General features: G+C 71.2%; 21 protein-coding genes and 1 pseudogene. 11 read left to right on the top strand and 11 right to left on the bottom strand.

Annotated features, from left to right (window positions below):
• Window positions 1-9: 9 nt before the first annotated feature.
• On the bottom strand, window positions 10-831 hold the full coding sequence (locus PCA76_RS26425) for an SURF1 family cytochrome oxidase biogenesis protein (protein ID WP_272613132.1): 822 nt from the start codon (window positions 829-831) through the stop codon (window positions 10-12).
• 182 nt (window positions 832-1,013) lie between these two features.
• On the opposite strand from PCA76_RS26425, the gene PCA76_RS26420 reads away from it, so the two are divergent.
• Complete coding sequence (locus PCA76_RS26420) at window positions 1,014-2,417, top strand: cobyrinate a,c-diamide synthase (RefSeq protein WP_272613130.1); 1,404 nt, start codon at window positions 1,014-1,016, stop codon at window positions 2,415-2,417.
• Entirely contained in the window at window positions 2,414-2,983 is a 570-nt protein-coding gene (locus tag PCA76_RS26415; RefSeq protein ID WP_272613129.1) for a GNAT family N-acetyltransferase, read from the top strand. The genes PCA76_RS26420 and PCA76_RS26415 overlap by 4 nt, the downstream gene beginning before the upstream one ends.
• A 2-nt stretch (window positions 2,984-2,985) precedes the next feature.
• Here PCA76_RS26415 and PCA76_RS26410 read toward each other — a convergent pair whose 3' ends face one another.
• Window positions 2,986-5,118: a transglycosylase domain-containing protein gene (locus tag PCA76_RS26410; RefSeq protein ID WP_272613128.1), complete on the bottom strand. Its 2,133-nt coding sequence runs from the start codon at window positions 5,116-5,118 to the stop codon at window positions 2,986-2,988.
• 121 nt (window positions 5,119-5,239) lie between these two features.
• Here PCA76_RS26410 and cobC point away from each other — a divergent pair, with 121 nt between their 5' ends.
• From cobC to cobA, 3 genes and pseudogenes are all read left to right on the top strand, one after another.
• The gene (cobC, locus tag PCA76_RS26405) at window positions 5,240-6,343 is read left to right on the top strand and encodes an Rv2231c family pyridoxal phosphate-dependent protein CobC (protein WP_272613127.1); all 1,104 of its coding nucleotides are present in this window, start codon (window positions 5,240-5,242) and stop codon (window positions 6,341-6,343) included.
• Window positions 6,343-7,428 carry a nicotinate-nucleotide--dimethylbenzimidazole phosphoribosyltransferase gene (gene cobT, locus PCA76_RS26400; protein ID WP_272613125.1) on the top strand — a complete coding sequence of 362 codons (1,086 nt, stop codon included), beginning with the start codon at window positions 6,343-6,345 and terminating at the stop codon, window positions 7,426-7,428. The genes cobC and cobT overlap by 1 nt, the downstream gene beginning before the upstream one ends.
• Window positions 7,425-8,665 (top strand): annotated as a pseudogene (gene cobA, locus PCA76_RS26395) (uroporphyrinogen-III C-methyltransferase). Before cobT ends, cobA begins: the two are co-directional and overlap by 4 nt.
• Before the next feature lie 162 nt (window positions 8,666-8,827).
• Here cobA and otsB read toward each other — a convergent pair.
• Window positions 8,828-11,389: a trehalose-phosphatase gene (otsB, locus tag PCA76_RS26390; RefSeq protein WP_272619638.1), complete on the bottom strand. Its 2,562-nt coding sequence runs from the start codon at window positions 11,387-11,389 to the stop codon at window positions 8,828-8,830.
• A 41-nt stretch (window positions 11,390-11,430) separates the two neighbouring features.
• Window positions 11,431-12,831 carry an alpha,alpha-trehalose-phosphate synthase (UDP-forming) gene (locus tag PCA76_RS26385; RefSeq protein WP_272613124.1) on the bottom strand — a complete coding sequence of 467 codons (1,401 nt, stop codon included), beginning with the start codon at window positions 12,829-12,831 and terminating at the stop codon, window positions 11,431-11,433.
• A 340-nt stretch (window positions 12,832-13,171) separates the two neighbouring features.
• On the opposite strand from PCA76_RS26385, the gene ettA reads away from it, so the two are divergent.
• The 4 genes from ettA to PCA76_RS26365 all read left to right on the top strand — a co-directional run bounded on the left by ettA (window position 13,172) and on the right by PCA76_RS26365 (window position 16,769).
• Window positions 13,172-14,848: an energy-dependent translational throttle protein EttA gene (ettA, locus tag PCA76_RS26380; RefSeq protein WP_272619636.1), complete on the top strand. Its 1,677-nt coding sequence runs from the start codon at window positions 13,172-13,174 to the stop codon at window positions 14,846-14,848.
• A gap of 12 nt (window positions 14,849-14,860) precedes the next feature.
• Complete coding sequence (locus PCA76_RS26375; RefSeq protein WP_272613122.1) at window positions 14,861-15,307, top strand: acyl-CoA thioesterase; 447 nt, start codon at window positions 14,861-14,863, stop codon at window positions 15,305-15,307.
• On the top strand, window positions 15,304-16,053 hold the full coding sequence (locus PCA76_RS26370) for a hypothetical protein (protein ID WP_272613120.1): 750 nt from the start codon (window positions 15,304-15,306) through the stop codon (window positions 16,051-16,053). Before PCA76_RS26375 ends, PCA76_RS26370 begins: the two co-directional genes overlap by 4 nt.
• A 131-nt stretch (window positions 16,054-16,184) precedes the next feature.
• A complete protein-coding gene (locus tag PCA76_RS26365; protein ID WP_272613119.1) occupies window positions 16,185-16,769 on the top strand; it encodes a YbjN domain-containing protein in 585 nt (194 codons plus the stop codon).
• Between the two features lie 22 nt (window positions 16,770-16,791).
• Here the strand turns inward: PCA76_RS26365 and PCA76_RS26360 are convergent, their stop codons facing one another.
• From PCA76_RS26360 to PCA76_RS26350, 3 genes are all read right to left on the bottom strand, one after another.
• Complete coding sequence (locus PCA76_RS26360; RefSeq protein ID WP_272613118.1) at window positions 16,792-17,220, bottom strand: globin; 429 nt, start codon at window positions 17,218-17,220, stop codon at window positions 16,792-16,794.
• 125 nt (window positions 17,221-17,345) lie between these two features.
• The gene (locus PCA76_RS26355; protein ID WP_272613117.1) at window positions 17,346-18,704 is read right to left on the bottom strand and encodes an MFS transporter; all 1,359 of its coding nucleotides are present in this window, start codon (window positions 18,702-18,704) and stop codon (window positions 17,346-17,348) included.
• A gap of 234 nt (window positions 18,705-18,938) precedes the next feature.
• Window positions 18,939-19,997: a mechanosensitive ion channel family protein gene (locus PCA76_RS26350; RefSeq protein WP_442930164.1), complete on the bottom strand. Its 1,059-nt coding sequence runs from the start codon at window positions 19,995-19,997 to the stop codon at window positions 18,939-18,941.
• Window positions 19,998-20,337: 340 nt separating this feature from the next.
• On the opposite strand from PCA76_RS26350, the gene PCA76_RS26345 reads away from it, so the two are divergent.
• On the top strand, window positions 20,338-20,874 hold the full coding sequence (locus PCA76_RS26345; RefSeq protein WP_272613116.1) for an HNH endonuclease: 537 nt from the start codon (window positions 20,338-20,340) through the stop codon (window positions 20,872-20,874).
• 56 nt (window positions 20,875-20,930) lie between these two features.
• On the opposite strand, the gene PCA76_RS26340 is transcribed toward PCA76_RS26345, so the two are convergent.
• Window positions 20,931-22,520 carry a DUF6194 family protein gene (locus PCA76_RS26340; RefSeq protein WP_272613115.1) on the bottom strand — a complete coding sequence of 530 codons (1,590 nt, stop codon included), beginning with the start codon at window positions 22,518-22,520 and terminating at the stop codon, window positions 20,931-20,933.
• A 54-nt stretch (window positions 22,521-22,574) separates the two neighbouring features.
• Between PCA76_RS26340 and PCA76_RS26335 the strand changes: the two genes are divergently transcribed.
• Window positions 22,575-23,318 carry a MerR family transcriptional regulator gene (locus tag PCA76_RS26335; protein WP_272613113.1) on the top strand — a complete coding sequence of 248 codons (744 nt, stop codon included), beginning with the start codon at window positions 22,575-22,577 and terminating at the stop codon, window positions 23,316-23,318.
• A 36-nt stretch (window positions 23,319-23,354) separates the two neighbouring features.
• Here PCA76_RS26335 and PCA76_RS26330 read toward each other — a convergent pair whose 3' ends face one another.
• The 3 genes from PCA76_RS26330 to PCA76_RS26320 form a co-directional block, all read right to left on the bottom strand.
• Complete coding sequence (locus PCA76_RS26330; RefSeq protein ID WP_272619632.1) at window positions 23,355-24,128, bottom strand: class F sortase; 774 nt, start codon at window positions 24,126-24,128, stop codon at window positions 23,355-23,357.
• Between the two features lie 75 nt (window positions 24,129-24,203).
• Window positions 24,204-24,680 carry a hypothetical protein gene (locus PCA76_RS26325; RefSeq protein ID WP_272619630.1) on the bottom strand — a complete coding sequence of 159 codons (477 nt, stop codon included), beginning with the start codon at window positions 24,678-24,680 and terminating at the stop codon, window positions 24,204-24,206.
• Window positions 24,681-24,932: 252 nt separating this feature from the next.
• Window positions 24,933-25,397 (bottom strand): Lrp/AsnC family transcriptional regulator, encoded by a 465-nt coding sequence (locus PCA76_RS26320; RefSeq protein ID WP_272613112.1) that lies wholly within the window; start codon window positions 25,395-25,397, stop codon window positions 24,933-24,935.
• Between the last annotated feature and the right edge of the window lie 118 nt (window positions 25,398-25,515).

Below are 25,515 nucleotides of genomic sequence, written 5' to 3'. Positions count from 1 at the left end.
CGGGCCGGGTCAGGCGGACGCGCTCGGCGTCGGCTCAGCCGCCCGGTCCAGCGGAACCGGGGTGGCGCCGATGCCGGCGGCGCGGCGGGCCTCCCGGCGAGCCACCCAGCCGTAGCCGAACAGGGCCATCACCGCGAAGAGCCACCACTGCACGACATAGCCGAAGTTCTGCCAGTTGTTGGCGTGCCCGACCGGCACCGCCTTGAACACCGGGTCAGCCGCCGGGGTCTGCTCGTCGAGCAGCAGGTAGGCGCCGTAGACCGGGTAGGGCAGCTCGCCGGCCAGCCGCGACACCCCGATCCGTCGGATCTCCAGCCGCCCGTCGCGCCGCGCCACCGCGCCAGCGCCGCTCTCCGTTTCGTGCACCCGACCGACCACCGTCACGTCGCCGGTCGGCGAGGCGGGCACCGGCGGCTGGGCGGTCGCCCCACCCGGCGCCGGCGGGATCCAGCCCCGGTCCACCAGCAGCGCCGAGCCGTCGGCGAGCACCAGCGGGGTGAGCACCTCGAAGCCGACCCGGCTGTCCACCGTCCGGCCACGGACCAGCACGGTGTTCGTCGGGTCGTACCGGCCGGTGACGGTGACCCGGGTCCAGACCTTGTCCTTGGCGGGGGCCGGGCCCACCGTCCCGGCGCCGCCGGTGGGGACGCGCAGCGCGTTGGCCAGCGGTGCCGGGGCCATCCGCTGGCCCGCGTCGATCTGTTCGTTGACCTCGGTACGCCCCCGGTAGCGGTCCAGCTGCCAGTTGCCGAGGAACACCATGACGGCAGCCGCTACCAGGGTCAGCGCGAGAGCGCCCAGCCAGCGTGGGCTCAGCAGGAACCGGTACACGGCACCGAGGCTACTCGTATGACCGGCGCCACTGAGCTGGACCGGGCCGGATCCGTGCCGGGAGCGGTCCGCTGGCCCCGGTTGGCGGTGCTCGCGTCTTCAGTCGGACGGGTATCGTCACGCCGACGGATCGGCCCCGGTCGTCCCGTCGCGTACCCGCTGCCGCTCGCGAGGAGTCGATGATGACCGTCGTGCCGCGCCTGGTGCTCAGCGCGCCGTCCTCCGGGCACGGTAAGAACGCGCTGGCGATCGGGCTGCTCGCCGCCCTGGCCGAGCGGGGTGTCGACGTCGCCGGGTTCAAGCTCGGGCCGGACCACGTCGACGCCGCCTACCTCGGCCTCGCCTCCGGCCGGCCAGGTCGGGTGATCGATCCCCGGCTGGTCGGCATCGACCGGCTCGCTCCGCTGGTGGCCCACGGCGCCGCCGGTGCCGGGCTCGCCGTGGTGCAGGGCAGCATGGGGCTGTACGACTCCGTCGGTGGCCGCCCGGAGCAGGAGTCCACGGCCGCCGCGGCCGCCGCGCTACGCAGCCCGGTGGTGCTCGTCGTCGATGTTGCCGCGATGGGTCAGTCGGTGGCGGCCCTCGTGCACGGTTTCCGCTCGTACGACGAGCAGTTGTGGCTTGGCGGGGTGATCCTCAACCGGGTGGCGTCCTCCCGGCACGAGGACATGCTGCGTGAGGCGTTGGACGACGTCGGTGTGCCGGTCTACGGCGCGCTGCGCCGCCACGACCTGCCGGCGGTGCTGCCGTCGCGGCGGCATGGTGTGGCGCCGGTGGTCGACGGGTCCGCCGACGCCGTCCGCGCGGTCCGCCGGTTGGGCGAGGCCGTCGCCGCCACGGTCGACCTGGAGCGGCTGCTCGGGCTGGCCCGCTCCGCCCCGCCACTGCCGGCACCGGCCTGGTCTCCCGAGGAGGCCCTGGGTGCGTTCACCGCCCCGGCGGAGCGCCCGTTGGTGGCAGTGGCGGGTGGGCCGGGCGGCAGCTTCAGCCACGCGGAGACCGCCGAGTTGCTGCGGGCCGCCGGCGCCGAGGTCGTCACCGTCGATCCGCTGCGCGACGAGGCACTGCCGGTCGGCACCCGTGCGCTTGTCGTCGGGGGCGCGCTGCCCGAGACGTACGCCGAGCAGTTGTCGGCCAACCGGCGGCTCTGCATCGCGGTGGCCGAGTTGGCGCGTACCGGGCGTCCGGTGGTCGCCGAGGGCGCGGGGCTGCTCTGGCTGGCCCGGGAGTTGGACGGGCTGCCGATGTGCGGTGTCCTGGACGCGGTCGGTGTCAGCCGGGACGGCCTGGTGGCCGGCTACCGGGAGGCGACCGCCCAGACCGACAGTGTTGTGGCCGCCCACGGCACGGTGCTGGTCGGCCACAAGGCGCACCGTGCCGTGCTCACCCCCCGCGCCGGTCAGCGCCCGGCGTGGAGCTGGGATGGTGGCGCGCCGGAGGGCTTCGTCTGGCGCAATGTGCACGCCTCGCAGCTCACCCTGCACTGGGCCGGTCATCCGGCTACGGCCGCCCGGTTGGTCGCCGCGGCGGCGGCCGACCCGACGAACGAGGTGGTGCCCGCGCAGCCCGGCGGGGTGTCGGTGTGATCGGTCAGGTGGCGGTGCGCCGGTTCCCGGCCCTGACCGTCTCCACTCCCCGCACCGAGGTGCGCCGGCTCACCGCGGCGGACGCGGCGGCGGCCGGGGAGATCTTCGCCGACAAGTTGACCCGGCGTTGGCTGCCGCTGCCCGGCGACTCCGGTCCGATCGACGGGCACGCCTGGTGCACCGAGCTGGCCCGGCAGCGGCGGGACAGCGGTGAGGGTGACCACTACGCGGTCCTCCGGCGGGAGGACGACCAGATGGTGGGGTCGCTGTGGACGCGGCGCACCGACTGGGGCGCCCGCCTCACCGAGATCTCCTATGCGATGGCACCACACGCGCGGGGCTTCGGTCTCGCCGCCGAAGCCGTCGACGCGGTGGCCATCGCGTTGATCCTGGAGCATGGCTTCCAACGGGTCGAGCTGCGGGTGGCGCCCGGCAACCTGGCCTCGCGCCGGGTCGCCGAGAAGGCTGGGTTCAGCTACGAGGGTCTGCTGCGTAACGCCGGGTTCGTCAGCGGTGGACGGGTGGATCTCGAGGTCTGGTCGTTCGTCGCCGCCGACCTGCGCTGACGTCAGCCGACGATCGCGTCCGATGGTGGGGTGAACTGCCGGGTCGGTGTGCCCTTCAGTCCGTCGCGCAGGGTCTCCGAGACCGCCTTGATGGGGATCTGGGACTGCCCGTCACCGACGGCGTTGAACGGATTGTCCGGGTCGGAGATGAAGCTCGCCGCGGCCAACTCCGGGGTGTAGCCGACGAACCAGGCGGACCGGGTGCTGTCGGTGGTACCGGTCTTGCCGGCCACCGGGCGCCCGACCGTGCCCCGCACGCTGTCGGCGGTGGACCAGCCGCCGCAGCTGCCGCGCGCCGGGGTGTCCCCGGTCGGGCAGCGGGCCGCGTCGGTGGCCGCCCGAGCGGCGTCCGCGCTGACCACCTGACGGCAGCGTGGCTTGGCCACCTCGCGATGGATGCCGCCAGGGGTGGCGTACGTGGCTGGCGTGCCGTCCCGGTTCATGATCGCCGACACTGGGATCGCCTCGCAGTAGCGGCCGTCGGCCGCGACGGCGGCGTAGGCGTTCGCCATCTCCAGCGGGGTGGCATCGGAGACACCCAGGGTGAACGCGCCCCACTTCTTCACCTTGGTCGGGGACGCCTGTTCCCGGTCGACGTCGGTGCGCCACCGCAGCCCGAGCTGCTCGGCCAGCCGGACCGCCCGGTCCGCTCCGACCTTCTCCTCCAGCCATACGAAGTACGTGTTGACCGACTTGCCGAAGCCGGACCACATGGTCTGTTGGCCGGTCATCGCGCCGCTGGCGTTGGAGGGAGCCCAACCGTCGTAGACGGCTGACTTGTAGCGGTACGGGGCGTTGAACGATGTCGAGAGTGTCATCCCCGAGTCGAGCGCGGCCAGCATCGGGAACATCTTGAACGTCGACCCGGCCTGGTAGCCCGCCAGGTCACCGCCGCCGAGCAGGGGCGCCACCGTGTTCGGGTAGTTGGCCTTCACCTTTGGCCCGGCCTCGGGGTTGGAGCTCTGTGGGTTTTCGCTCAGGTCCAGTGAGTACGTCCGGTTCACCGCCATCGCCTTGACCCGCCCGGTGCCCGGCTCGGAGACCACGATTCCGTTGGCGAACGGGCTGCCGGTGGCCTCCTTGGTACCGACGTTCTTCTCCGCCGCCTCCTGGATCTTCGGGTCGAGACTGAGCACGATCCGGTAGCCGCCCCGGCGCAGCTTGTCCATCCGCTCCAGCCGGTTCGCCCCGAATGCGGGTTGCGTACTCCACCAGTTCTTCAGGTAGTCGCAGGCGAAGCCCCAACTGTTGTACTTCTCCGACACTGCGGCGCAGTCGTGCGGCGGGGTCGTCAGCTTCAGCCGGATCGGCTCGGACTTGGCGGCGGCGACCGAGTCGGGGGAGAGGTACCCGAGCTGGCTCATCCGGTCCAGCACGTAGTTGCGCCGCCCGGTGGCCTCCTTCTGGTCGGAGTCGGCCGGGTCGTACTCCGACGGGGACTTGACCAGCCCGGCGAGGGTGGCGGCCTCGACCGGGGTGAGGTTCTTCGGGGTCTTGGAGAAGAAGATCTCGCTGGCCGCGTAGATGCCATACGCCCGGTGCCCGAAGTACGCCGAGTTCAGGTACCGCTCCATGATCTGTTCCTTGCTCATCTCCTTCTCCAGGTCCAGCGCCATCCGCATTTCCTTGACCTTGCGCAGGCTGGTCTGCTGGGTGGCTTCCTGGACCTCCTTGGGTGTGGTCGCGCTGTCCCGCAGGGCCATCCGGACGTACTGCATGGTCAGGGTCGAGGCACCCTGGGAGACCCCGCTGGAGCGGGCATTGGAGACGAAGGCACGGGCGACGCCCTTCGGGTCGACGCCGTGGTGCTGGTAGAAGCGCGAATCCTCGGCGGCGACGATCGCCTGCTGGATGTTCGGCGACATGTCCGACAGCTTGGTGTACTGCCGGTACTCCTCGTAGAACATGGTCAGCACGGTCTTGCCGTCCGGGGCGTAGACGTAGGAGGTCTCGGCGGGCATGGCGGTGGCCAGCACTCTGGTTTTCTGGTCCACGGCGTGCGCGGTGGCCTTCGCGCCGAGCCCGGTGAGGGCCACGAGTGGGTACGCGGCTGCGGCGATCACGATTGCGGCGATCAGTCCGGCGCGGAGTAGAGGGACGAGTCGACCAGCGGCAGCAAGGGGTCGGTTGCTCACATGGACAAGTTATGACATTTCCGATTCATACCTGAGAAGAACTCTTAAACCGGTGGGTGGTGACGCGGCTTACGCCGAGATCGACTGTCCCGCCGGCCACCTTCCCGGCAGGATCGCGGACATGTCTGATCAGCCGAACGGAGCGGTGCCGGTCGCCGAGGTCGTGCCGACGGCCTACCCCGAGCCAGATCTGGCGCACCACGGCGACGCGGAGGTCGGCGACGGCCTGATCGACCTCGCCGTCAACGTCCGTCAGGCGCGACCTCCCGCCTGGTTGTCCGGTCCGATCGCCGCGACCCTGACCGACCTGGCCCACTATCCGGACCCGGCGCAGGCCCGGGCGGCGGTCGCCGCCCGACACCGCCGTCACCCGAACGAGGTGCTGCTCACCGCCGGCGCCGCCGAGGGCTTCGTGTTGATCGCCCAGGCGCTGCGCGGCGTTCGTCGGCCGGTGGTGGTGCACCCCCAGTTCACCGAGCCGGAAGCGGCACTGCGAGCCGCCGGACACCCGGTCGAGCGGGTGCTGCTGGACCCCGCCGACGACTTCCGCCTCGACCCGTCCCGGGTGCCCGACGATGCCGACCTGGTGATGATCGGCAACCCGACCAACCCGACCTCGGTGCTGCACCCGGCGCAGACGGTGGCCGCGCTGGCCCGCCCCGGCCGGGTGCTGGTGGTCGACGAGGCGTTCGCCGACACCACCATCGCCCCCGGGCACCCCGGCGAGCCGGAGTCGCTGGCCGAGCGGCGCGACCTACCCGGGCTGCTCGTGCTGCGCAGCCTCACCAAGACGTGGGGCCTGGCCGGCCTACGGATCGGTTACCTGCTCGGCGCTCCGGAGCTGCTGTCCCGACTGGCCGCCGTCCAGCCGCTCTGGGCCGTGTCCACACCCGCGCTGGCCGCCGCGTCGGCCTGCGCCAGCGCCGTCGCGGTCCAGGCCGAACGCGCGATCGCCGCCGACCTCGCCGCCGACCGCGACCACCTGGTCGCCCGCCTCGCCGCCCTGCCCGGTGTACGCGTCGTCGGCCGCCCTGCCAGCGCGTTCGTCCTGCTGCACCTGCCGGGCGCGACCCCGATCCGGGCCGCCCTGCGGGAGCGGGGCTGGGCGGTGCGCCGAGGCGACACGTTCCCCGGCCTGGGGCCGGACTGGCTGCGGGTGGCGGTGCGCGATCGAAACACCACCGACGCGTTCATCGAGGTGCTGCGCGAGACCATGGAGGCATGATGCTGGAGACCACGATCGCGGCGATCCGCCCGGCGGACGAGACGGCCATGGCCGCTGCCCGCGAGCTGCACGGCCGACTGACCAAGCCGGCGGGCTCGCTGGGCGCACTGGAGGAGCTTTCGGTACGCCTCGCCGGCCTGGCCGGGGCCTGCCCGCCACCGCTGCCCGAGCCGGCCGCGGTGGCGATCTTCGCCGGTGACCACGGGGTGCACGCCCAAGGGGTGAGCCCATGGCCGCAGGAGGTCACCGGGCAGATGATCGGCAACTTCCTGGCCGGCGGTGCGGTGGTCAACGCGTTCGCGCGGCAGGCCGGCGCTTCGGTCACCGTGGTCGACGTCGGTGTGGCCACGCCCCTGCCCGCTCAGCCCGCCGCCGAGGCGGCCGTCCTCGACCCGTCCGCGCCCCGACTTGTCGTCGCGTCCGTCCGCCGGGGCACCCGCGACCTCGCGGTGACCGCCGCACTCACCCGGGACGAGGCGCTGGCGGCGGTGCGGACCGGGATCCGGATCGCCGACGAGCTGATCGACGCCGGGGCCGGCATCCTGCTCACCGGCGACATGGGCATCGGCAACACCACCCCGGCGGCCGCGCTGATCGCCGCGTTCACCGGCGCCGACCCACTCGACACCACCGGCCGGGGCACCGGGGTCGATGACCCGACGTACGCCCGCAAGGTGGGGGTGGTGCGGGCGGCGCTGGCCCGGCACCTGCCGGACCCGGCCGACCCGCTGGGTGTTCTGGCTGCCGTCGGTGGGCTGGAGCACGCCGCCCTGGCCGGGTTGATCCTGGGCGCCGCGGCCCGTCGCACGCCGGTGCTGCTGGACGGCGTGATCGCGGTCTCGGCCGCGCTCGCCGCCGCCGCGTTCGCCCCGGCGGCGGTCAGCGCCATGGTCGCCGGCCACCGTTCGGCCGAGCCGGGCGCGACGGTGGCACTGCGTCACCTCGGCCTCGACCCGCTGATCGACCTGGGACTGCGCCTCGGTGAGGGCACCGGCGCGCTGCTGGCGTTGCCCGTGGTCACCGGCGCGGTCCGGGTGCTGCACGAGGTCGCCACCTTCGACTCCGCCGGTGTGGCCGAGAAGTGACCACCAATCCGTACCCCCTCGGCCTGCGGCTCGACGGGCGGCGGGTGGTCGTGGTGGGCGGTGGGGCGGTCGCCACCCGGCGCGTGCCCGCGCTGCTGGACGCCGGTGCGGACGTCCTGCTGGTGGCACCGGAGCTGACCCCGGCGCTGCGCGCCCGGGCCGACGCGGGCCGACTGCGCTGGGTGCCGCGCCGGTTCGCGCCCGAGGACCTGGACGGGGCGTGGCTGGTCCAGGTCGCGATCGACGACCCGGCCGCGGCGGAGTCGGTCAGCGTCGCCGCCGCCGAACGGCGGATCTTCTGCGTCCGGGCCGACGACCGGACGGCCGCCACGGCCTGGACCCCGCGGTGACCCGCCACGGCCCCGTCACCGTGGCGGTGCTCGGCGGCGGCGACCCCCGCCGTGCGATGACCGTCCGCGACGCGATCCGCGACCTCCTCGCCGCACGGAGCGGCACCCGATTGACGCCTCAGGTGGGGCAGGGGCCCCTTATTGACACCGTCGGCGGGCGGGTGGCGCTGGTCGGGGCGGGGCCGGGTGACCCGGAGCTGATCACCGTGCGGGGCTGGCGGTTGCTCACCGAGGCCGACGTGGTGGTGGCTGACCGGCTGGTGCCCGGCCTGCTGCTGGACGAACTACGCGCCGACGTCGAGCTGGTGGACGCCTCGAAGATCCCCTACGGCCCGTCCCGGACCCAGGAGGAGATCAACCGGATCCTGGTCGACCGTGCCCTGGCTGGTGCCTTCGTGGTGCGGCTCAAGGGCGGCGACCCGTACGTCTTCGGCCGGGGCGGCGAGGAGTTGCTGGCCTGCGCGGCCGCCGGTGTGCCGGTGACCGTGGTCCCCGGGGTGACCAGCTCGATCGCCGCTCCGGCGGCGGCCGGAATCCCGGTCACCCATCGGGCGGTGGCGCACGAGTTCACCGTGGTCTCCGGGCACGTGGCACCCGACTCGCCGGCCTCGCTGGTGAGCTGGGAGGCCCTCGCCGGTCTGCGCGGGACGCTGGTGATCCTGATGGGGCTGAAGAACCTGGCCGCCATCACGGCCAGGCTGATCGCCCACGGCCGGTCGCCGCAGACGCCGGCCGCCGTCGTCCAGGAGGCGACCACCGGCGCGCAACGGGCGCTGCGATCCACGCTGGGCGCGGTGGCCGCCGACGTGCTCACCGCCGGCCTGCGCCCGCCCGCCGTAGTGGTGGTAGGTGACGTGGTGGGTGCACTCGACGCCCGAGCCCTGTGAGCCCCCCTCCCCAGCGCGATCTTGCACTTTCCGCCCTCGAATAAGGGGGAAATTCCGCGCAGAACGACGACCGAAACTGCAAGATCGCTGAGCCGACCCGGCCCGCGAGCGACGACAGGGCCGGAGCGATTGCGCTCCGGCCCTGCCTCACGTGCGGTCGAACTACTGCTTGAGCATGTTGTCGAGCAGCAATGCGCAGCGGATCAGACCGAGGTGGCTGTAGGCCTGCGGGTGGTTACCCAGGCCGCGCTCGGCGAGCGGGTCGTACTGCTCGGGGAGCAGCCCGGTCGGGCCGGCGGTGAGCACCATCTGCGCGAACAGTTCCTCGGCGTCGGTGCGGCGGCCGGTGCGCAGGTACGCCTCGATCAGCCACGCCGTGCAGATGTGGAAACCGCCCTCACGGCCCGGCAGGCCGTCGTCCCAGTGGTAGCGGTAGACGACCGGGCCGCTGCGCAGGTCCGCCTCGATCCGGAGGACGGTGGACAGGAAGCGCGGGTCGTCACCCGGGAGCAGGCCGGAGAGCCCGATCCAGAGGGACGAGGCGTCCATGTCCTCGTCGCCGTACGCGACGCTGTACGCCTCGACGTCGGAGTGCCAGCCGTGCTCCAGCACGTTGGCGCCGATCCGGTCGCGCAGGTCCTTCCACTCGGGCCGGTCCTCGCCGCCGTGCTCGCGCATCACGTGCAGCGCCCGGTCGACGGTCATCCAGCACATCACCTTGGAGAAGACGTGGTGCCGAGGTGGCAGCCGGGCCTCCCAGATGCCGTGGTCGGGCTCGTGCCAGCGCCGACGGACCGCCTCGACCATGTTTTCCAGGACTCGCCACTCGTCGTCGCGGACCGAGCCGCGAGCGTCGGCGACGGCCGCGATCAGGTCGGCGATCGGACCGAAGACGTCCAGCTGCAACTGGTGGTTGGCGAGGTTGCCGACCCGGACCGGCCGGGAGCCGGCATACCCGGGCAGCGTGTCGATGACCGCCTCGGCACCCAGCTCGTAGCCGTCGATGGTGTAGAGCGGATGCAGTCGCTCCGGGTGACCGCCGGTGCGCTCGATGCAGCCGTCCACCCAGCGCAGCAGCGCCTCGGCCTCCTCGACGGAGCCCAGGTCGACCAACGCGCGGGCGGTCAGCGCGGCGTCGCGCAGCCAGCAGTAGCGGTAGTCCCAGTTGCGGACGCCGCCCAACTCCTCCGGGAGCGAGGTGGTCGCCGCGGCCAGGATCGAGCCGGTGGCCTCGTGGCAGAGCCCACGCAGGGTGAGCGCGCTGCGGGCGACCAGGTCACGGGCGGTGGACGGCAGCCGTAGCGACGCCACCCAGTCCTTCCACGGCTGCTCGGCGGCGGCCTGCCGCTCGTGGATCGGCACCCGGTGGTGCTCCAGGCTGTGCGTGCCGAAGCGCAGCTCCAGCACGACCTGCCCGCCAGCGGCGGAGAGGTCGACGACCGCCTTGGCGGTCTCGTACCCACCGTCGTTGCCGACCTCCCACTGCAGGCCGGGGGAGTAGAGCGCGACCGGTTCGTTGGAGCCGAGCACCAGCAGGCCGTCGCCGAGCGGCTGCAACTGCACGGCGACCTGACCGAACTCGGGCCTCGGCGCGAACTCCACCCGGGCCTTGCCACTGCCGGTGAGCACCCGTATCAGAGTCGAGTCACCGGTGACGACCGCCGGGCCGTCCGGGGTGGTCTCCCGGGCCGGCTTGTCCAGCCAGTCGGTGACGGTGAGCCCGGACCACCGGGTCTCCACGGTCATCGTGCCGGAACGGTAGCGCTGGCCCAGCGGGATGCCGCCACGTTCCGGGGCGACGCTGAAGTGACCGGCCGGGCTGCCACCGACCAGGTCGGCGAAGATCGCCGCCGAGTCCGGTTTGGGGTGGCAGAGCCAGCTCACCTTGGCTTCCGGGGTGAGCAGTGCGACGGTACGACCGTTGGCCAGCATGGAATGCCGCTCGATCGGCACCGCCCGCTCGCCGAACAGCCAGTGCCGCCGGGTTTCCAGCAGCAGCGCCAGCGTGCGCGCAGCCTCCAGCGGATCGGCCACCCGGTAGCCGGCCTGGGTGTCCCCGGGGCCGATCTTGATGCCGAGGTCGGGACCGTGCAGGTGGCCGAACGCGTTCTCGTCGGTGATGTCGTCGCCGATGAACAGCACCGCGCTGGAGGCGAGCTGGGTCCGCAGTTGGTCGAGCGCGGTGCCCTTGTGGGTGGCCACGACGGAGAGCTCGATGACCTCCTTGCCCTGGGTCACCGTGACGCCGTCGAAGGTGGCCGGGCCGTTGCGGACCGCCTCGATGGCTGCGGCGGCCACCTGCGGGTCGACTCCGCGCGTGTGCATCGCGACGCTGGCCGGCTTGCGTTCCAGCCGGATGCCAGGGTGCTCGGAGGCGATCTCGCGCAGCGCGTTCCGGACCTGGGTGCGCACCGCGACCAGCTCGGGGGAGAGCCGCTCGACGAAGCCGATGTCGAACTCGGAGCCGTGGCTGCCGACGAGGTGCACCTCGCTGGGCAGCCGGGAGAGTGCGGCCAGGTCGCGCAGTGCCCGGCCGGAGACGACCGCCACGGTGGTCTGCGGCAGCGCGGCGAGCGCGCGAACCGCGGCCACCGACTCGGGTAGCGGGACGGCCGTGCTCGGGTCCTCAACGATCGGCGCCAGCGTGCCGTCATAGTCACAGGCGATCAGGAGCTGGGGAACCCGGGCTATCCGGCCGATGGCGGAGCGCAACTCGGGGTCCATCACCCCGGTGGCGATTGCCGCTCCATCGTTGACGGTCGTGTTCACTCGGCCTCCGCCTCGGAATCTCCGAGCTCGGAGAGGAAAGACTTGGCCCAGTGGCCCACGTCGTGGGTACGCAGGTGACGTTGCATTGTCCGCATCCGGCGGCGTGCCTCGGTTTTCTCCACGTGCACTGCCCGGAGCAGGGCGTCCTTGACCGCGTCCGGATCGTGCGGGTTACACAAAAATGCCTGGCGCAGCTCCGTTGCGGCACCGGCGAACTCACTGAGCACGAGCGCGCCACCCTGGTCTGCGCGCGACGCGACGTACTCCTTGGCGACCAGATTCATACCGTCTCGCAGCGGGGTCACCATCATCACATCGGCAGCGACATACATCGCGGCCAGCTCACTGCGACTGTACGACTGATGCAGGTAATGCACGGCCGGCACGCCGACCCTGCCGAATTCGCCATTAATCCGACCAACCTCGCGCTCTACCTTGACCCGAAGTGCCTGGTAGTGCTCGACGCGCTCTCGGCTGGGTGTGGCCACCTGCACCATAACCGCGTCCGGAACTGTCAACTTTCCGTCAGCCAACAGTTCGCGGAAGGCCTTGAGGCGCAACTCGATGCCCTTGGTGTAATCCAGCCGGTCCACGCCCAGGATTATCGTCTTCGGATCGCCCAACTCGGCGCGGATCTGCTTGGCCCGGGCCTGGATCGCCGGGTCGGCGGCCATCCGCTCCATCTCCTGGGTGTCGATCGAGATGGGGAAGGCGCCCGCCTTCACCTGCCGACCGTCGACCTGGATCATCTGCCCCTCGTAGCGCAGCCCGAGCAGGTGCCGGGCCAGCCGGACGAAGTTCTGCGCGGCCAGCCGCTGCTGGAAACCGACCAGGTCGGCGCCGAGCAGGCCGCGCAGGATCTCGGTGCGGAACGGCATCTGCATGAACAGCTCGATCGGCGGGAACGGGATGTGCAGGAAGAACCCGATCCGCAGGTCCGGGCGCAGCTCACGGAGCATCGCCGGGACCAGCTGGAGCTGGTAGTCCTGCACCCAGACCGTCGCGCCCTCGGCCGCCACGTCCGCCGCGGCCTCCGCGAACCGCGCGTTGACCAGGCGGTACGCCTCCCGCCACCGGCGCTTGTAGGCCGGCGTCTCCACCGCGTCGTGGTAGAGCGGCCAGATCGTCGCGTTGGACTGGCCCTCGTAGTAGCGCTCCAACTCCTCGGCGCTGAGGGGGACCGGGTGTAGTCGGATCCCCTCCAGGTCGAACGGCTCCGGGGCTGCGCCGGTGCCACCGGCCCAGCCGACCCAGGTGCCCTGGTGTTCGGCGAGAACGGGATGCAGCGCGGTGACCAGCCCGCCGGGGCTGCGACGCCACTGCCGTCCTTCGGGTGTGCTCACCTCGTCGACCGGCAGACGATTCGCCACTACGACAAAGGAGCTACGGACGGTCACGATCGGCCACCTCCGGGTACTGACGGGTCCACCGCGATGAGCGTACTGAGCGTAGCTGCGGCGTCTGGTGCCCCGTGCCGGAGTCTCCTACCCGCCTCGTATGCGCCGAATCCTGAAGGTGATCTTGTCGACAACCACCGGTGGGGAGCTGGTCAGCCAGAGGCAACGGGGCTTGCCCGCGTACTCCTGGGGCGGGGTGATGTGGGCGAAGCGCGCCGTACCTGTCAGGATTGACGATGGCGTGCGCGCGGCCGGCTACCGGCCGGCGGCGGCGGGCGGTCCTCGCAGCCCGCGCCGCGCCGCCGATCAGCGACACCAACCGACGGAGGTAGCCCGCACCGTGGCCCAGTACATCTACGTCCTGGAAAAGGCGCGCAAGGCGCACGGCGACAAGGTCGTGCTCGACAACGTCACGTTGAGCTTCCTGCCGGGGGCCAAGATCGGTGTGCTCGGTCCGAACGGCGCCGGTAAGTCCAGCCTCCTCAAGATCATGGCAGGGCTCGACAAGCCGAGCAACGGCGAGGCCCGGCTCATGCCCGGCTACACCGTCGGCATGCTCGCCCAGGAGCCCCCGCTCAACGAGGCCAAGACCGTGCTCGGCAACGTCGAGGAGGCGGTCGCCGGGACCAAGGCCAAGCTGGAGCGGTTCAACAAGATCGCCGAGCAGATGGCGACCGACTACTCCGACGAGCTGATGGAGGAGATGGGCAAGCTCCAGGAGGAGCTGGACCACGCCGACGCCTGGGACGTCGACTCCAAGCTCGAACTGGCCATGGACGCGCTGCGCTGCCCGCCGCCGGACGCCGACGTGACCCAGCTCTCCGGTGGTGAGCGCCGGCGGGTCGCGCTCTGCAAGCTGCTGCTGGAGGCACCCGACCTGCTGCTGCTCGACGAGCCCACCAACCACCTGGACGCGGAGAGCGTCTCCTGGCTGGAACAGCACCTGGCCAAGTACGCCGGCACCGTCATGGCGATCACGCACGACCGGTACTTCCTGGACAAGGTGGCCGGCTGGATCCTGGAGCTGGACCGCGGCCGGGCCATCGGCTACGAGGGCAACTACTCCACCTACCTGGAGAAGAAGGCCGCTCGGCTCGCCGTCGAGGGTCGCCGCGACGCCAAGATGAAGAAGCGCCTCACCGAGGAGCTGGAGTGGGTCCGCTCCAACGCCAAGGCCCGGCAGACCAAGTCCAAGGCCCGCCTGGACCGGTACGACGAGATGGCCAACGAGGCGGAGAAGACCCGCAAACTGGACTTCGAAGAGATCCAGATCCCGCCGGGTCCGCGACTGGGCAGCACGGTCATCGAGGCGGCCCACCTCACCAAGGGCTTCGGCGACCGGGTGCTCATCGACGACCTGTCGTTCTCGCTGCCGCGTAACGGCATCGTCGGCATCATCGGCCCCAACGGCGTCGGCAAGACCACGCTGTTCAAGACCATCGTCGGGCTGGAGCAGCCGACCGACGGCAAGGTGCGCGTCGGCGAGACCGTCTCCCTGTCGTACGTCGACCAGAACCGGGAGGGCCTCAACGGCGACAAGACCGTCTGGGAGGTCGTCTCCGACGGGCTGGACTACCTGATGGTGGGCAAGGTCGAGATGCCGTCGCGGGCGTACATCGCCGCGTTCGGCTTCAAGGGGCCGGACCAGCAGAAGCCGACCAAGGTGCTCTCCGGCGGCGAGCGCAACCGGCTCAACCTGGCGCTGACCCTGAAGATCGGCGGCAACGTCATCCTGCTCGACGAGCCGACCAACGACCTGGACGTGGAGACGCTGTCCAGCCTCGAGAACGCGCTGCTGGAGTTCCCCGGCTGCGCCGTGGTCATCTCCCACGACCGGATGTTCCTGGACCGGGTCGCCACGCACATTTTGGCCTGGGAGGGCGACGACCAGGACCCGGCCAAGTGGTTCTGGTTCGAGGGCAACTTCGAGGCGTACGAGAAGAACAAGATCGACCGCCTCGGCGCGGAGGCCGCCCGGCCGCACCGGGTGACCTACCGCAAGCTGACCCGCGACTGACCGGCCGAGAAGGTGTCTGACCGGTTCGTTTACCACTGCACGCTGCGCTGGTCCGACCTGGACGCGTACGGCCACATCAACAACTCGCGCTTCCTCACCCTGTACGAGGAGGCGCGGGTGGCGTTGATGTTCGCCGGCGGCCGGGCCTGGGGAGTCGGCTCGTTCGCCGACGGGGTGGTGATCCGCCGCCACGAGGTCGACTACCTGCGCCCGGTCGACTACGCGCTGGGCCGGGCCACCGCGGAGGCGGCGCCCACGGTTCGGATCGAGCTGTGGGTGGAGGAGATCCGGGCCTCCCGGTTCACCGTCGCCTACGAGCTGTACGACGGCGAGGTGCTGGCCAGCCGCGCCCGTTCGGTGCTGGTGCCGTTCGACCTGACCCGCCAGGTGCCCCGGCGGATCACCCCCGAGGAGCGGGAGTTCCTGCTGACGTACGCACCGCAGAGCGACGTGGCATGACTCGGCCGGGTACGGCTGAGCCTGGCCGTGCGTCGGTGCCGACGCACGGTGTCGCCGGGGTGGCGGACGCGGGTGCCTTCCTGGCCCGACTGGTCCGGCTGGATCCGATCGCACCGGTCCGGCTGCGGCCGGCCGGTGGTCCCGGCCGGGTCGCCCTCTGGGCCCGGCTGCCGTGGCAGGTCCTGGTGGTCCGCACGGTGGCCGGTGGGCCGGCCGACGGCCCCGCCGAGGATGTCACGGTGGCCGCCGCAGAGCTGCTGGCCGAGCTGGAGCGTGGTGGCGCGGCCCTGCCGACCCGCCGGGACGCGCAGTGGCGGTGGCCGCTGCCGCCGGCGCACAGCCGGCAGGTGGAGGCGCTGCCCGTTGCCGAGCTGCGACGGATCGCGGACGCGGCGGCGGGCACCCTCCGTACGGCGAGCGAGCAGGGTGTGGCCGGCCGTGCGGTGGGTCAGCGGGCGCTGCGCGACGCGTTGCTCGACCATGTGGCGGTGCGGGTCACTCCGGACGGGGCGCCCGCGTCGCCGGTGGAGGTGCCGCAGCGGCTGGTGCAGGGGGTGGTCCGGATGGGCTTCCTCGGCGCCGCCGACGGCCCGGTCGCCGGCCCGGTCGCCGGCCACGATGAGCCCGCCGTTCAGGTGCGGGTGGCCGGTCGTTGGGTCGGCCTGGTGGGACCATACGGAGCGGCATGGTTGCAGAAGGCCACGGATCTTGCCGTGACACCCGTGGGTACTCGTCCGAACGGATGACCCGGGATCATTCTTCTGGGCTGGGGCGGTCGTTGGGGGGGTGCTTCAACTCGGCTGTCCGGGTACCGTCCATCCTCGGATCCAACGCACCGTAGGCGGCTGGATCCGCTGGGGAGTGAGGTGCGCGAGCGATGCCGTGGTGGTCATGGCGCCCCGGTCCCGCCGACGGCGGCGATCCGGAAACCCGAAGCGGGATCACAATGGAGAGCGCGGTCCGGGTCGGGCCGCCGAGCCCTCGCCAGCCGGGGGACGACTGCCCGGCCAACGAGCGGCCTGCCCTGACCGAGATGCCCGCCACCGTCGAACCGGTGAGTCTGCGCCGGGTCTGCGACGCACTCGACCTGCTCGACGTGCGCTACCTGGCCGATGGCGACGGCAACCTGCTGGCCATGTGGGAGCGGCACGCCGTGCTGGTCACCCTCGAAGGGCCGGAGGACGAGATCCTGGTCATGCGGGCACGTCCGCACGCCACCGTCCCACCGGACTGGGCTGACCGGGCATACCGGGTGGTCAACGAGTGGAACCACACCCGCCGGTTCTGCAAGGCATACATTGGCGACCCGACCGAGCGCGGGCAGCTACCGATCTACGCCGAGCTTCAGGTGCCGCTCGGCGCGGGCACCCACGACGCGCTGCTGGTCGAGATGCTCGACTGCGGCGCGGCGGTCGCCACCAGCTTCGTGGACTGGCTGCACGACGAGGGCGCGCTGCTCTGACGCTGCCCGTGGTGCGGGCGGGTCAGACGCCGTCGGCCGGGTCGTCCGTCGCGTTGACCATGAAGTACGCGGCCCGCTCCAGGTAGTCCCAGAGCGTGCCGGCGATCTCCGGCTCCAGGTCGAGCCGGTCCACGGCGCGGCGCATGTTCCGCAGCCAGGCGTCCCGCTCGGCCGCGCCGATCCGGAAGGGCGCGTGCCGCATCCGCAGCCGCGGGTGACCGCGCTGGGCGGAGTACGTGTTCGGCCCACCCCAGTACTGCATGAGGAACAGGGTCATCCGGTCCGCGGCCGGCCCCAGGTCCTCCTCCGGGTACATCGGCCGCAGCAGGGGGTCGCTGGCGACGCCGACGTAGAACTCGTCCACCAATTTGCGGAAGGTGGGCTCGCCACCGACCGCTTCGAAGAGGGTCATCGACGCACCGGGACGGTCGGATTCACCTGCGGGGTTCACCGTTCCATCCTGCCAGGTGCGCTCCGTACCGGCCCGACCCGCACACCGTGCGTCGGATCACGCCGGGCCGACGGCGCCCGGAGGCCGTGCGTCCGGCCTGCTCGTGTCGACGTCGGCTCTCCGGGTCAGGTGACCGCGTGCCGGCGGTGCCCGTCGTCAGCGCGCGGCTCGGGAGCGCCTGTGGCCGGGCGGGGAGGTGGCTCGGCGTTGGCCGCGGAGGCTGCGGCGATCGCGTCATCCACCGTCTGCCGGTCCGGCCAGCGCAGCGTGGCCACCGCCATCAGCACCACCCCGGCTGCGCTCCACACCCCGACCACCACCGGGATGGGGATCCGCTCGGCGAGCAACCCGGTGACCAGCACCGCGAGACCCTGGATGACCTGTACGCCGGTAGCCATCACACCGAACGCGCGGGCTCGGAAACCGTTGGGCAGTGCCTGAACGAACAGCCCGTTGGCCATCGGCAGCATGCCGGCGACCGCGAAACCGCAGAGGCCGGCCAGCAATGCCACCACCAGCGGTGGCGGGTCGAGCAGCGCGGGCACCAGCACCAGGGGGGCGATCACCGCGAGCGGCCGCATCAGCCTCAGTCGGCGGGCCGGCCCGAACAGGCGGCTCACCAACAACCCGCCGAGGATGAAACCGACCGGGTTGGCGACCATGATCACTGCTTGGGCCGTGCCCGCGCTCATGTCGCCGCGGCCCCCCTCGTTGGCCCAGGCGGCGGCCAGTCCCTCGGGAACGACCGAGAAGAGCATCGCGCTGAACACCAGCACCGCGATCGCCCGCAACACCGGTGTACGGAAAACGATGGTGAACCCCTGGTACGTCTCCCGCAGCAGGTGGCTGCGGTGCTCCGGGTTCAGCATCGCCGGGCGGTCCCGCACGCCGAGGCGGACCAGCAGCGCCGAGAGGCCGAAGGTGGCCGCGTTGAACAGCAACGCCATCTCCGGGCTGATCGCGGCGACAGCGGCGCCGGACACGTAGCCGACGACCTGGGCGGCCTGCCCGACGCTGCTGTTCAGGGACAGCCCCAGCACCAGCCGGTCCCCGGTGAGCAGCTGCGGTATCAGTGCGGACTTCGCCGCCTGGCTCGGCGGATTGGCCAGCGTGGCGGCGAAGATGAGCACCAACACCGCCTGGTACGGCAGGTTCGGGATGGCGATGAGCAGCATCAGCACCATGCGGATGACGTCACACGCCACCATCACCCGTCGGAACGGGTACCGCTCCGCGAGCGCGGCGAGCACGGGACCACCGAGCAACCAGGGCAGGAAACTGACCGCGAAGGCGGCCGCGGAGAGCGCGACGGATCTGGTCTGTTGGTAGACGAGCAGGGTGACGGCGGCCTTCGCGACGTAGTCGCCGACCCAGGAGAGCGCACCGGCCACCAGCACGGCCCGGAACTCGTGCTGGGCGAACACCTCGCGAAATGTGGCGGGGCCTTCCGTGGAAGGTCGCTCGTCGGGCACCGTCGCCTCCATGGGCCCCCGGGTCGGCCGCTCGTGGCAGCCCGGCCGGAAGCACTCGTCAGATCTGCGGATCAGCGAGGATGTGATCACGCTCCGGCGGGAACGCGTGTTCCGGATTCTGCCCGATCGTCTGACAACTGGCTAGGCCGAACGGATCGTTCGTCGCTTCCCCGACTAAACGAACGGACGATACCTGAGGGGCCGGGAGGCCCGCGACCCCTGAATTGGAGGACAGTGCCGGCTGGGTCAGGTAGCGCCGCCCTGACCAGTCTCACCGTCGGGCAGCGGCCGGGTCGGCAGCCCTGGATAAATGCGGGCGGCCGCGATCTGCGCGGTGATTCCCGAATTTTCCAACGCTTCCGCGAGCCGCCGACGCAACTCCCGGCCCACCGCGAACTGTCCGTCCGCGGTCGTCTTCACCACCGTCCGGATGACCGCGCCGTCCACCGTCACCTGCTCGACACCCAATACCTCCGGTGCTTCCACGATCTCCGGCGACAGTTCCGGGTCCATGGCGATCGAGGCAGCCGCGGTACGCAGAACGGCGGTGGCCTCCTCGGTGCTGCTGAAACCGATCGGCAGGTCCACCACCACGAGGGCCCAGCCCTGACTCTTGTTGCCCACCCGGATGATCTCGCCGTTGCGGATGTACCAGAGCACACCGCGACCGTCGCGCACGGTGGTGACCCGTAGCCCGACCGACTCGACAACGCCCATCGCCTCGCCCAGGTCGACGTTGTCGCCCACGCCGTACTGATCCTCGATCAACATGAAGAGACCGGCGATCAGGTCCTTGACCAGGCTCTGCGCGCCGAAGCCCAGCGCGACGCCGGCGATCCCCGCGCTGGCCAGCAGCGGAGCCAGGTCGAAGCTGAACTCGCGCAGGATCATCAGCAGCGCGATGCCGAAGACGAACGCGGTGGTCAGGCTGCGCAACACGGAACCGATCGCCTCGGCCCGCTGCCGTCGCCGCTCGGGCACGAACTCGGCCGGATCGACCGCGGCGCTGGGCACCCGTTCGCGCAGCGGCCGCAGCATCGTCGGCACCGCGCCGTCGGTGGTCGTCCGGACCAACCGGTCGATCGTCCGGTGCAGCGCCCAGCGGGCCACCATCGCCAGCGCCACGATCAGCAGCACCCGTAGAGGCTTGAGCACGATCCAGTAACTGCCCTCAGCGAACCAGGCGGACTTGGTGATCCCGTAAATCCATTCGCAGGAGGTGCTGCCCTGACAGTTCACCGATACGGCGTCGGACAGGGCTAGGGGCGTCACGCTGGCGGCACTCACCCTGTCTTCGTACCGCAAGGAGCCCGCGCGCCCGTCGCCGACCCACCGGCCGGGCTACCTGGCGCCCAAGGCATGATGCCGAGCCCGGTCGGCAGGAGTGCCGCTTGTTGCTCGCCTCTGCGCCAGGAGCAGGAGTGGCCATGGGTGGGCATGCCTCCGGCGGCCGGAGCGGCGATCCGTCCCGATCCGGGTGATCCGCTTATCAGAAGCAAGATTAGTACGTGCAATCCGGGGTCCGATCAGGGACTATTGGCCCAACGGACGTCGGTGATCGGCCGGCGTCGACCGTGTGGGCCGTCGTGCCCGGACCCGGTCGGCGGCGGTACGCAACAGCCGCTGAACCGGGAGGGTGAGCGCGATGCCTGACATACGACCCACGGTGGGCTCCGGCGCGTTGGTCCTCAACGCCACCTACGAGCCGCTGTGTGTCGTGTCGGTGCGCCGTGCCGCGATCCTCGTCCTCTCCGCCAAGGCGGTCTGTGTCGCCGATGGTGACGGCATTCTGCACAGCGCTCGCGACGCGCTTCCGGTGCCGTCCGTGGTTCGGTTGACCCGCTTCGTCCGTGTGCCGTACAGAACGCATGTCGGGCTGTCCCGGCGGGCGATCTTCGCTCGGGACGGCTGGCGGTGCGCCTACTGCCGGGGCCCGGCCGAGACCATCGACCATGTGTTCCCGCGTAGCCGCGGTGGCCGGCACGCCTGGGAGAATGTGGTCGCCGCGTGCGCCCGCTGCAACCACAGCAAGGGCGACAAGACCCCGGCCGAGATGGGCTGGCGGTTACACGCGTCGCCCGCCGCGCCGAAGGGCACCGCCTGGCGGGTCCTCGGGCACCGCGCCCCCGACCCCCGCTGGGCCGACTGGCTGGACCTGCGGGAGCCCGAAGTCGCCGCCTGACCGCCGCTGACTGGTGGCTGTACGACTGGTCAGCGTCGCCGGTGCTGGTCACCGGCTCAGTCCAGCTGGTCGGCCGCTCGGCGGGCTGCGCGCTCGTGGCGGCCGGCCGCTCGGCTGTGAGCGATCGCGAGGAGCCGGTCGACCTCGGGCAGCATCTGCGGGCCGGGCATGACGATGCTGCCGAAGCCGTATAGCGCGTAACCCGGGTGCGGCACGAGGGTGTCCAGCCGGGCGAAGTCGAATGTGTGCCGGTGGTCCTCGAATGCCTTGGGCGGGAAACCGAACAGCCTCTCGAACTCGGCTCGACCCAGGTCCAGGTTGAGGCGGAAGACACCGGGACGGTCGAGCTGTGAGGCCTCGTCGAAGCCGGGCACGTCGTGCTCGACGATGGTGGCGAACGGCTGGCGGCGGTCCTGGCCGACGTAGAAGAACCGGTCGCCCCAGGCCCCCTCGGGTGCTCCGTTCTCCTCGCTCGCCACGACGTGTTCGACGCCTGGCAGCGCGAGAATCCGATCGGCGAGCATGGTCGCGTTGACGCCGGTCGGGATGTGCAGCACCGCGTCGGCGTGCGCGACAGTGGCCTGATCCAGCGGAAAGTAGCGGTAGTCGTGTGCTCTCTGCTCGGCCGGTCCTATCTCGGACGCGTGGACGTAGCCGGGTTGGCTGGTCTTCTGCTGGAGTCTGCCTTCGTATGTCGACGTGGCGGGTGCTCCGATGCCGAGCGCGGGACTCGCGCCGAGGCTGCCGACGATCAGCACGTACTGGTCATTCAGCAAGGACGCGATGATCGCGCCGGCGCCGGCCCACGACACCTCGGTTCCGGCCATCGTCATCGTGCTCGGATGGCGCTGGAGGTGCGTGTTGTGCGCGAAGATCAGCGTGGGCCCGCGGTGTGCCTCGGTCGCCCGGATCGCGAGTAGGTTTTCGGCCATCAGCGCGTCCCGGACCCCGGCCAGGCGCGCGAAACGTTCCTCCTGCGCCAGTGGTGCGGCGGCCGCAGCGTGGTAGCGCAGCAACGCGACCGCGGACGTGGCGTGTGTGAACGCCGCCTGCCAGCCCTCGGGCCGTCGGGGTGCCTGCAGGTACAACTCGGTCAGGAGGTCGTCGGCGATCACCCGCAGACGCTGGGCGTCGGGCGAGCGCCCGATCGACCTGCCCGGCTCCCAGATCGCGGCCGTATCGCTCCACTGAGCCTCGTCCCCGATCAGGTCGTCGATCTCCGCTGACCGGTCGAGGCCGAGGAAGTCACAGACCCGGGTGAGGTAGCGCCGTGGACTCGGAGCGCTCTCCATCTCCAGCGGAGCGTCGAAGCCGTGGAACGTCAGGCGCTCGGCGACGGGCCGTCCGTCGTTCCACTCGCGCATCCACAGCAGCAGGTCGCGGTTGGCCGGGGCGGCGCCGAACCCGTGGCTGAACCCTTCGGTGAGCGCACGGTCCAGCGTGACGGCGTCGGAACCTTTCACGAACTCGTCGGCGATCAGTCCCGCCGCCCGGTCGCTCTCCAGCGCTATCGACCGGTAGCCATGCTCGGTCAACGACAGGAAGGCCTCATTGCGGATCTGCAGGAAGGCGGATTCACCATGTGTCGGCTCGCCGAGCGCGAGCAGGGTCGGAGATCCAGCAAGCAGGTCGAGAAGGTTAGTCACTCCATCAACCGTATCGTTGAACCAGCGGTTGAGGCTTACGAGCGATGGAGCGCGGTGACAACCACGAAACCCTCAAATCACGGGGTACGCCGACCAGTCGACCTCGCGCGCGTACACGGGCTGTCCGCGCAGGCCGTGCGCAACTACGAACGAGATGGCGTCCTGCCGCCGGCTGAGCGCACCTCGAACGGCTACCGCCGGTACACCGAGGTGCACGCCACGGCGCTGAGCGCCTACCTCGCGCTGATCGCGGGCCACGGCTACGCGGCCAGCGGCGACATCATGCGTGCCGTCAACCGGGGCGAGATCGACACGGCACTACGCACGATCGACCACAGCCACGCCCTGCTGCAGCGCGACCGGGAGACCCTGGACGCGGTCGAGGCGGCGGTTGCGATTCTCACCGAGACGACGCCACAGCCGGAGAGCCGGAAAGCCGTGCCGATCAGCGTGCTGGCACACCGCCTCGGTGTACGGCCCGCCACCCTGCGGAAGTGGGAGCGGGCCGGGATTCTGCAGCCGGTGCGTGATCCGGTGACCGACTACCGCGTCTACTCAGCGGACGACGTCCGCGACGCCGAACTCGCCCACCTGCTGCGTCGCGGCGGGTATCGGCTCGACCACATCGCCGACGTGCTGCGTCGAGTGCGCGACGCCGGCGGCGCCGGACCTCTCGCCACGTCGCTGCGCCAGTGGCGTGAACGGCTCAGCGAGCGCGGCCAGGCAATGCTCACCGGGGCCGCCCGGCTCGCCGAACACATCGACGCCGACACCAGGCCCACCGTGCGAACGCACTGATGGCCGTACGTTCCTGTCGCAGCGAAACCCCAATCCTCAACCAGCACGCGCCTTGACCAACGAAGCGAAGACCACGACGTTGTCCGAGTAGCCCCTCTCACCGCCGACCCATTGGCCGCCGCAGGTGATCAGCCGAAGGCTCGGGCGGCTGAAGTCGCCGTACACCTCGTCCACCGGTAGTCGCCCCTTGTCGAACCGTTCCACCGAATTCACCTCGAAGATCGCCACGCTCCGGTCGGTGCGGGTGACCTCGACCTGGTCGCCGTCGCGCAGCTCGCGGAGTTTGTGGAAGACCGCCGGCCCGCTGGTGGTGTCGACGTGCCCGACGATCACCGCTGGGCCGTACTGGCCGGGGGTTGGCCCCTGGTCGTACCAGCCGGCCTCCTGGGCGCGGGCCGCGTCCGGCACGGCAATCGTGCCGTCCGGGGCGATGCCCACGTCGTGCACGGGCGCCTCCAGGTCGATCTTCTCGATGGCGAGGCTGGTGGGATGGCTGGCCGACAGCACCGGGAACTTCTTCGGTGGCGGTCGCAGGCCGGCGCTCAGCTGGTCCGGCAACAGGCTCATTCCGGTCACCTGTTCGACGCCGAGCATCGCCACGATCAGCACCATCAGCGCGGCGACGGCCAGCACCGGCAACCCCGGTCCCCTACCGAGACGGCGTCGGGCCAGCGGTGACCCGGTCGGGCGGCGCGGTGGCAGCGGGCGGACGGCCGGATCGGTGGTGGCGACGCTGGCCGACACGGCCTGCCCGGCGACCCGGCGTAGCCGGCTGGAGGCGCGGGCCACCAGCCGGCCGGAAGCGCGCAGCGCCGGCCAGGCCCGGAAGCGGGCGCGGCGGTCCCGCCGCGCACGCGCGGATCTGCGGGTCATGGGTCATCCGGCTCAGGAGCCGGCTCCGGTCCGGCGCCGGCCGCCCGCCATTCCGAGCGCGATCGCGGTGGCCACCAGCGCCACGCCGCCGAGCACCAGCAGTGAGCCGGTACCGCGACCGCCGGCCGTCCCGCCGCCCCCGGTCGCCGGTCCCTTGCTGGGCGAGGCCATGTTCAGCACGGTCAGCGTGGTCGAGGCCGTCTGGCCGTTCTCGCAGCGCAGGTCGACCGGGTAGTCACCGGCCTGCTTGTCACGCGGAATGGTGACCTGAGCGGTCAGGAAGCCCTTGTCCGGTCTGAGCGTCACGTTCCCGAACGCATCGGAGTGCACGCTGGACTGCCGGTTGTTGTTGTCGTTGTCGCAGCTGGCCTTGATGGAGACGCGGCTACCGGCCTGGGCGCTGTTCGGCGTCACCTCGACGAAGACGTTCTCGCCGGCACGCGCCGGCGCGACCGACATCAGGACGAACGCCCCGACCAGTCCCACCAGTGTCAGTGCGGACGAGAGCGCGCGGTTGATCGTGCGGATACCCTGCATGATTTCCCCCCAACCGGCGACGACCGCCGGAACCCTCCCCTGGGCACGCGCGCTGCTTTCCCGCTGGCGCGGAGGCAAACCCGGACCGCCCCGAGGGGCCGTGTCCCCGATTTGCCGCGATCTTGCACTTCCTGTCCTGACAAAGACGTCCACACCCGGCATTTCACCGACACAAAATGCAAGGTCGCGGGGGTGGAAGGCGGGTCAGCGCTGGCGCGGGGTGGCGCCGGTGGAGGGGAGCGGGGTGATGGGGCGCCAGTCCAGGGGGGAGGAGAGGACCATCGTGCTGGAGGGCTGGCCGTACGGTGCGAGTCGGTCGATGACCCCCTCGAACGCGCCGATCGAACCGGCGGCCACCTTCAGCATGCTGCACGCGTCCCCGGTTATCCGGTGGATCTCCAGGATCTCCGGCCAGCCGGTCACCGCCGGATCGTGCAGGATGCATCGCGCGCCGTAGCAGGACATCCTGATCAGCGCGACCACGGTCCGGCCGGCTCGGCTCAGGTCGACATGGGCGTGATAGCCGGTGATGACTCCGGTCTCCTCCAGCCGGCGAACCCGCTCCGCGACCGCCGGCGGCGACAGGTGCACCCGCCGCGACAGCTCGCTGAAGGAGAGCCGCGCGTCGGCCTGCAACTCGCGCAGCAGCGCCCAGTCCATGTCGTCCACGCTCAGACCTTACTTTCGTGAACCGACTTCGCCTAGTTGCCTTTGGTTTGCCAGGAGAACGAGGTCAGAGCCGTTGATCCGGCATTCCGTAAGCCGATCCGACCGCGAGATCATGACG

The sequence above is a fragment of the Micromonospora sp. LH3U1 genome (genome assembly GCF_028475105.1).
Lineage (GTDB): Bacteria > Actinomycetota > Actinomycetes > Mycobacteriales > Micromonosporaceae > Micromonospora.
Note: the sequence above shows the minus strand (reverse complement) of the source record. Positions and strands in the feature narration are given on the sequence as shown.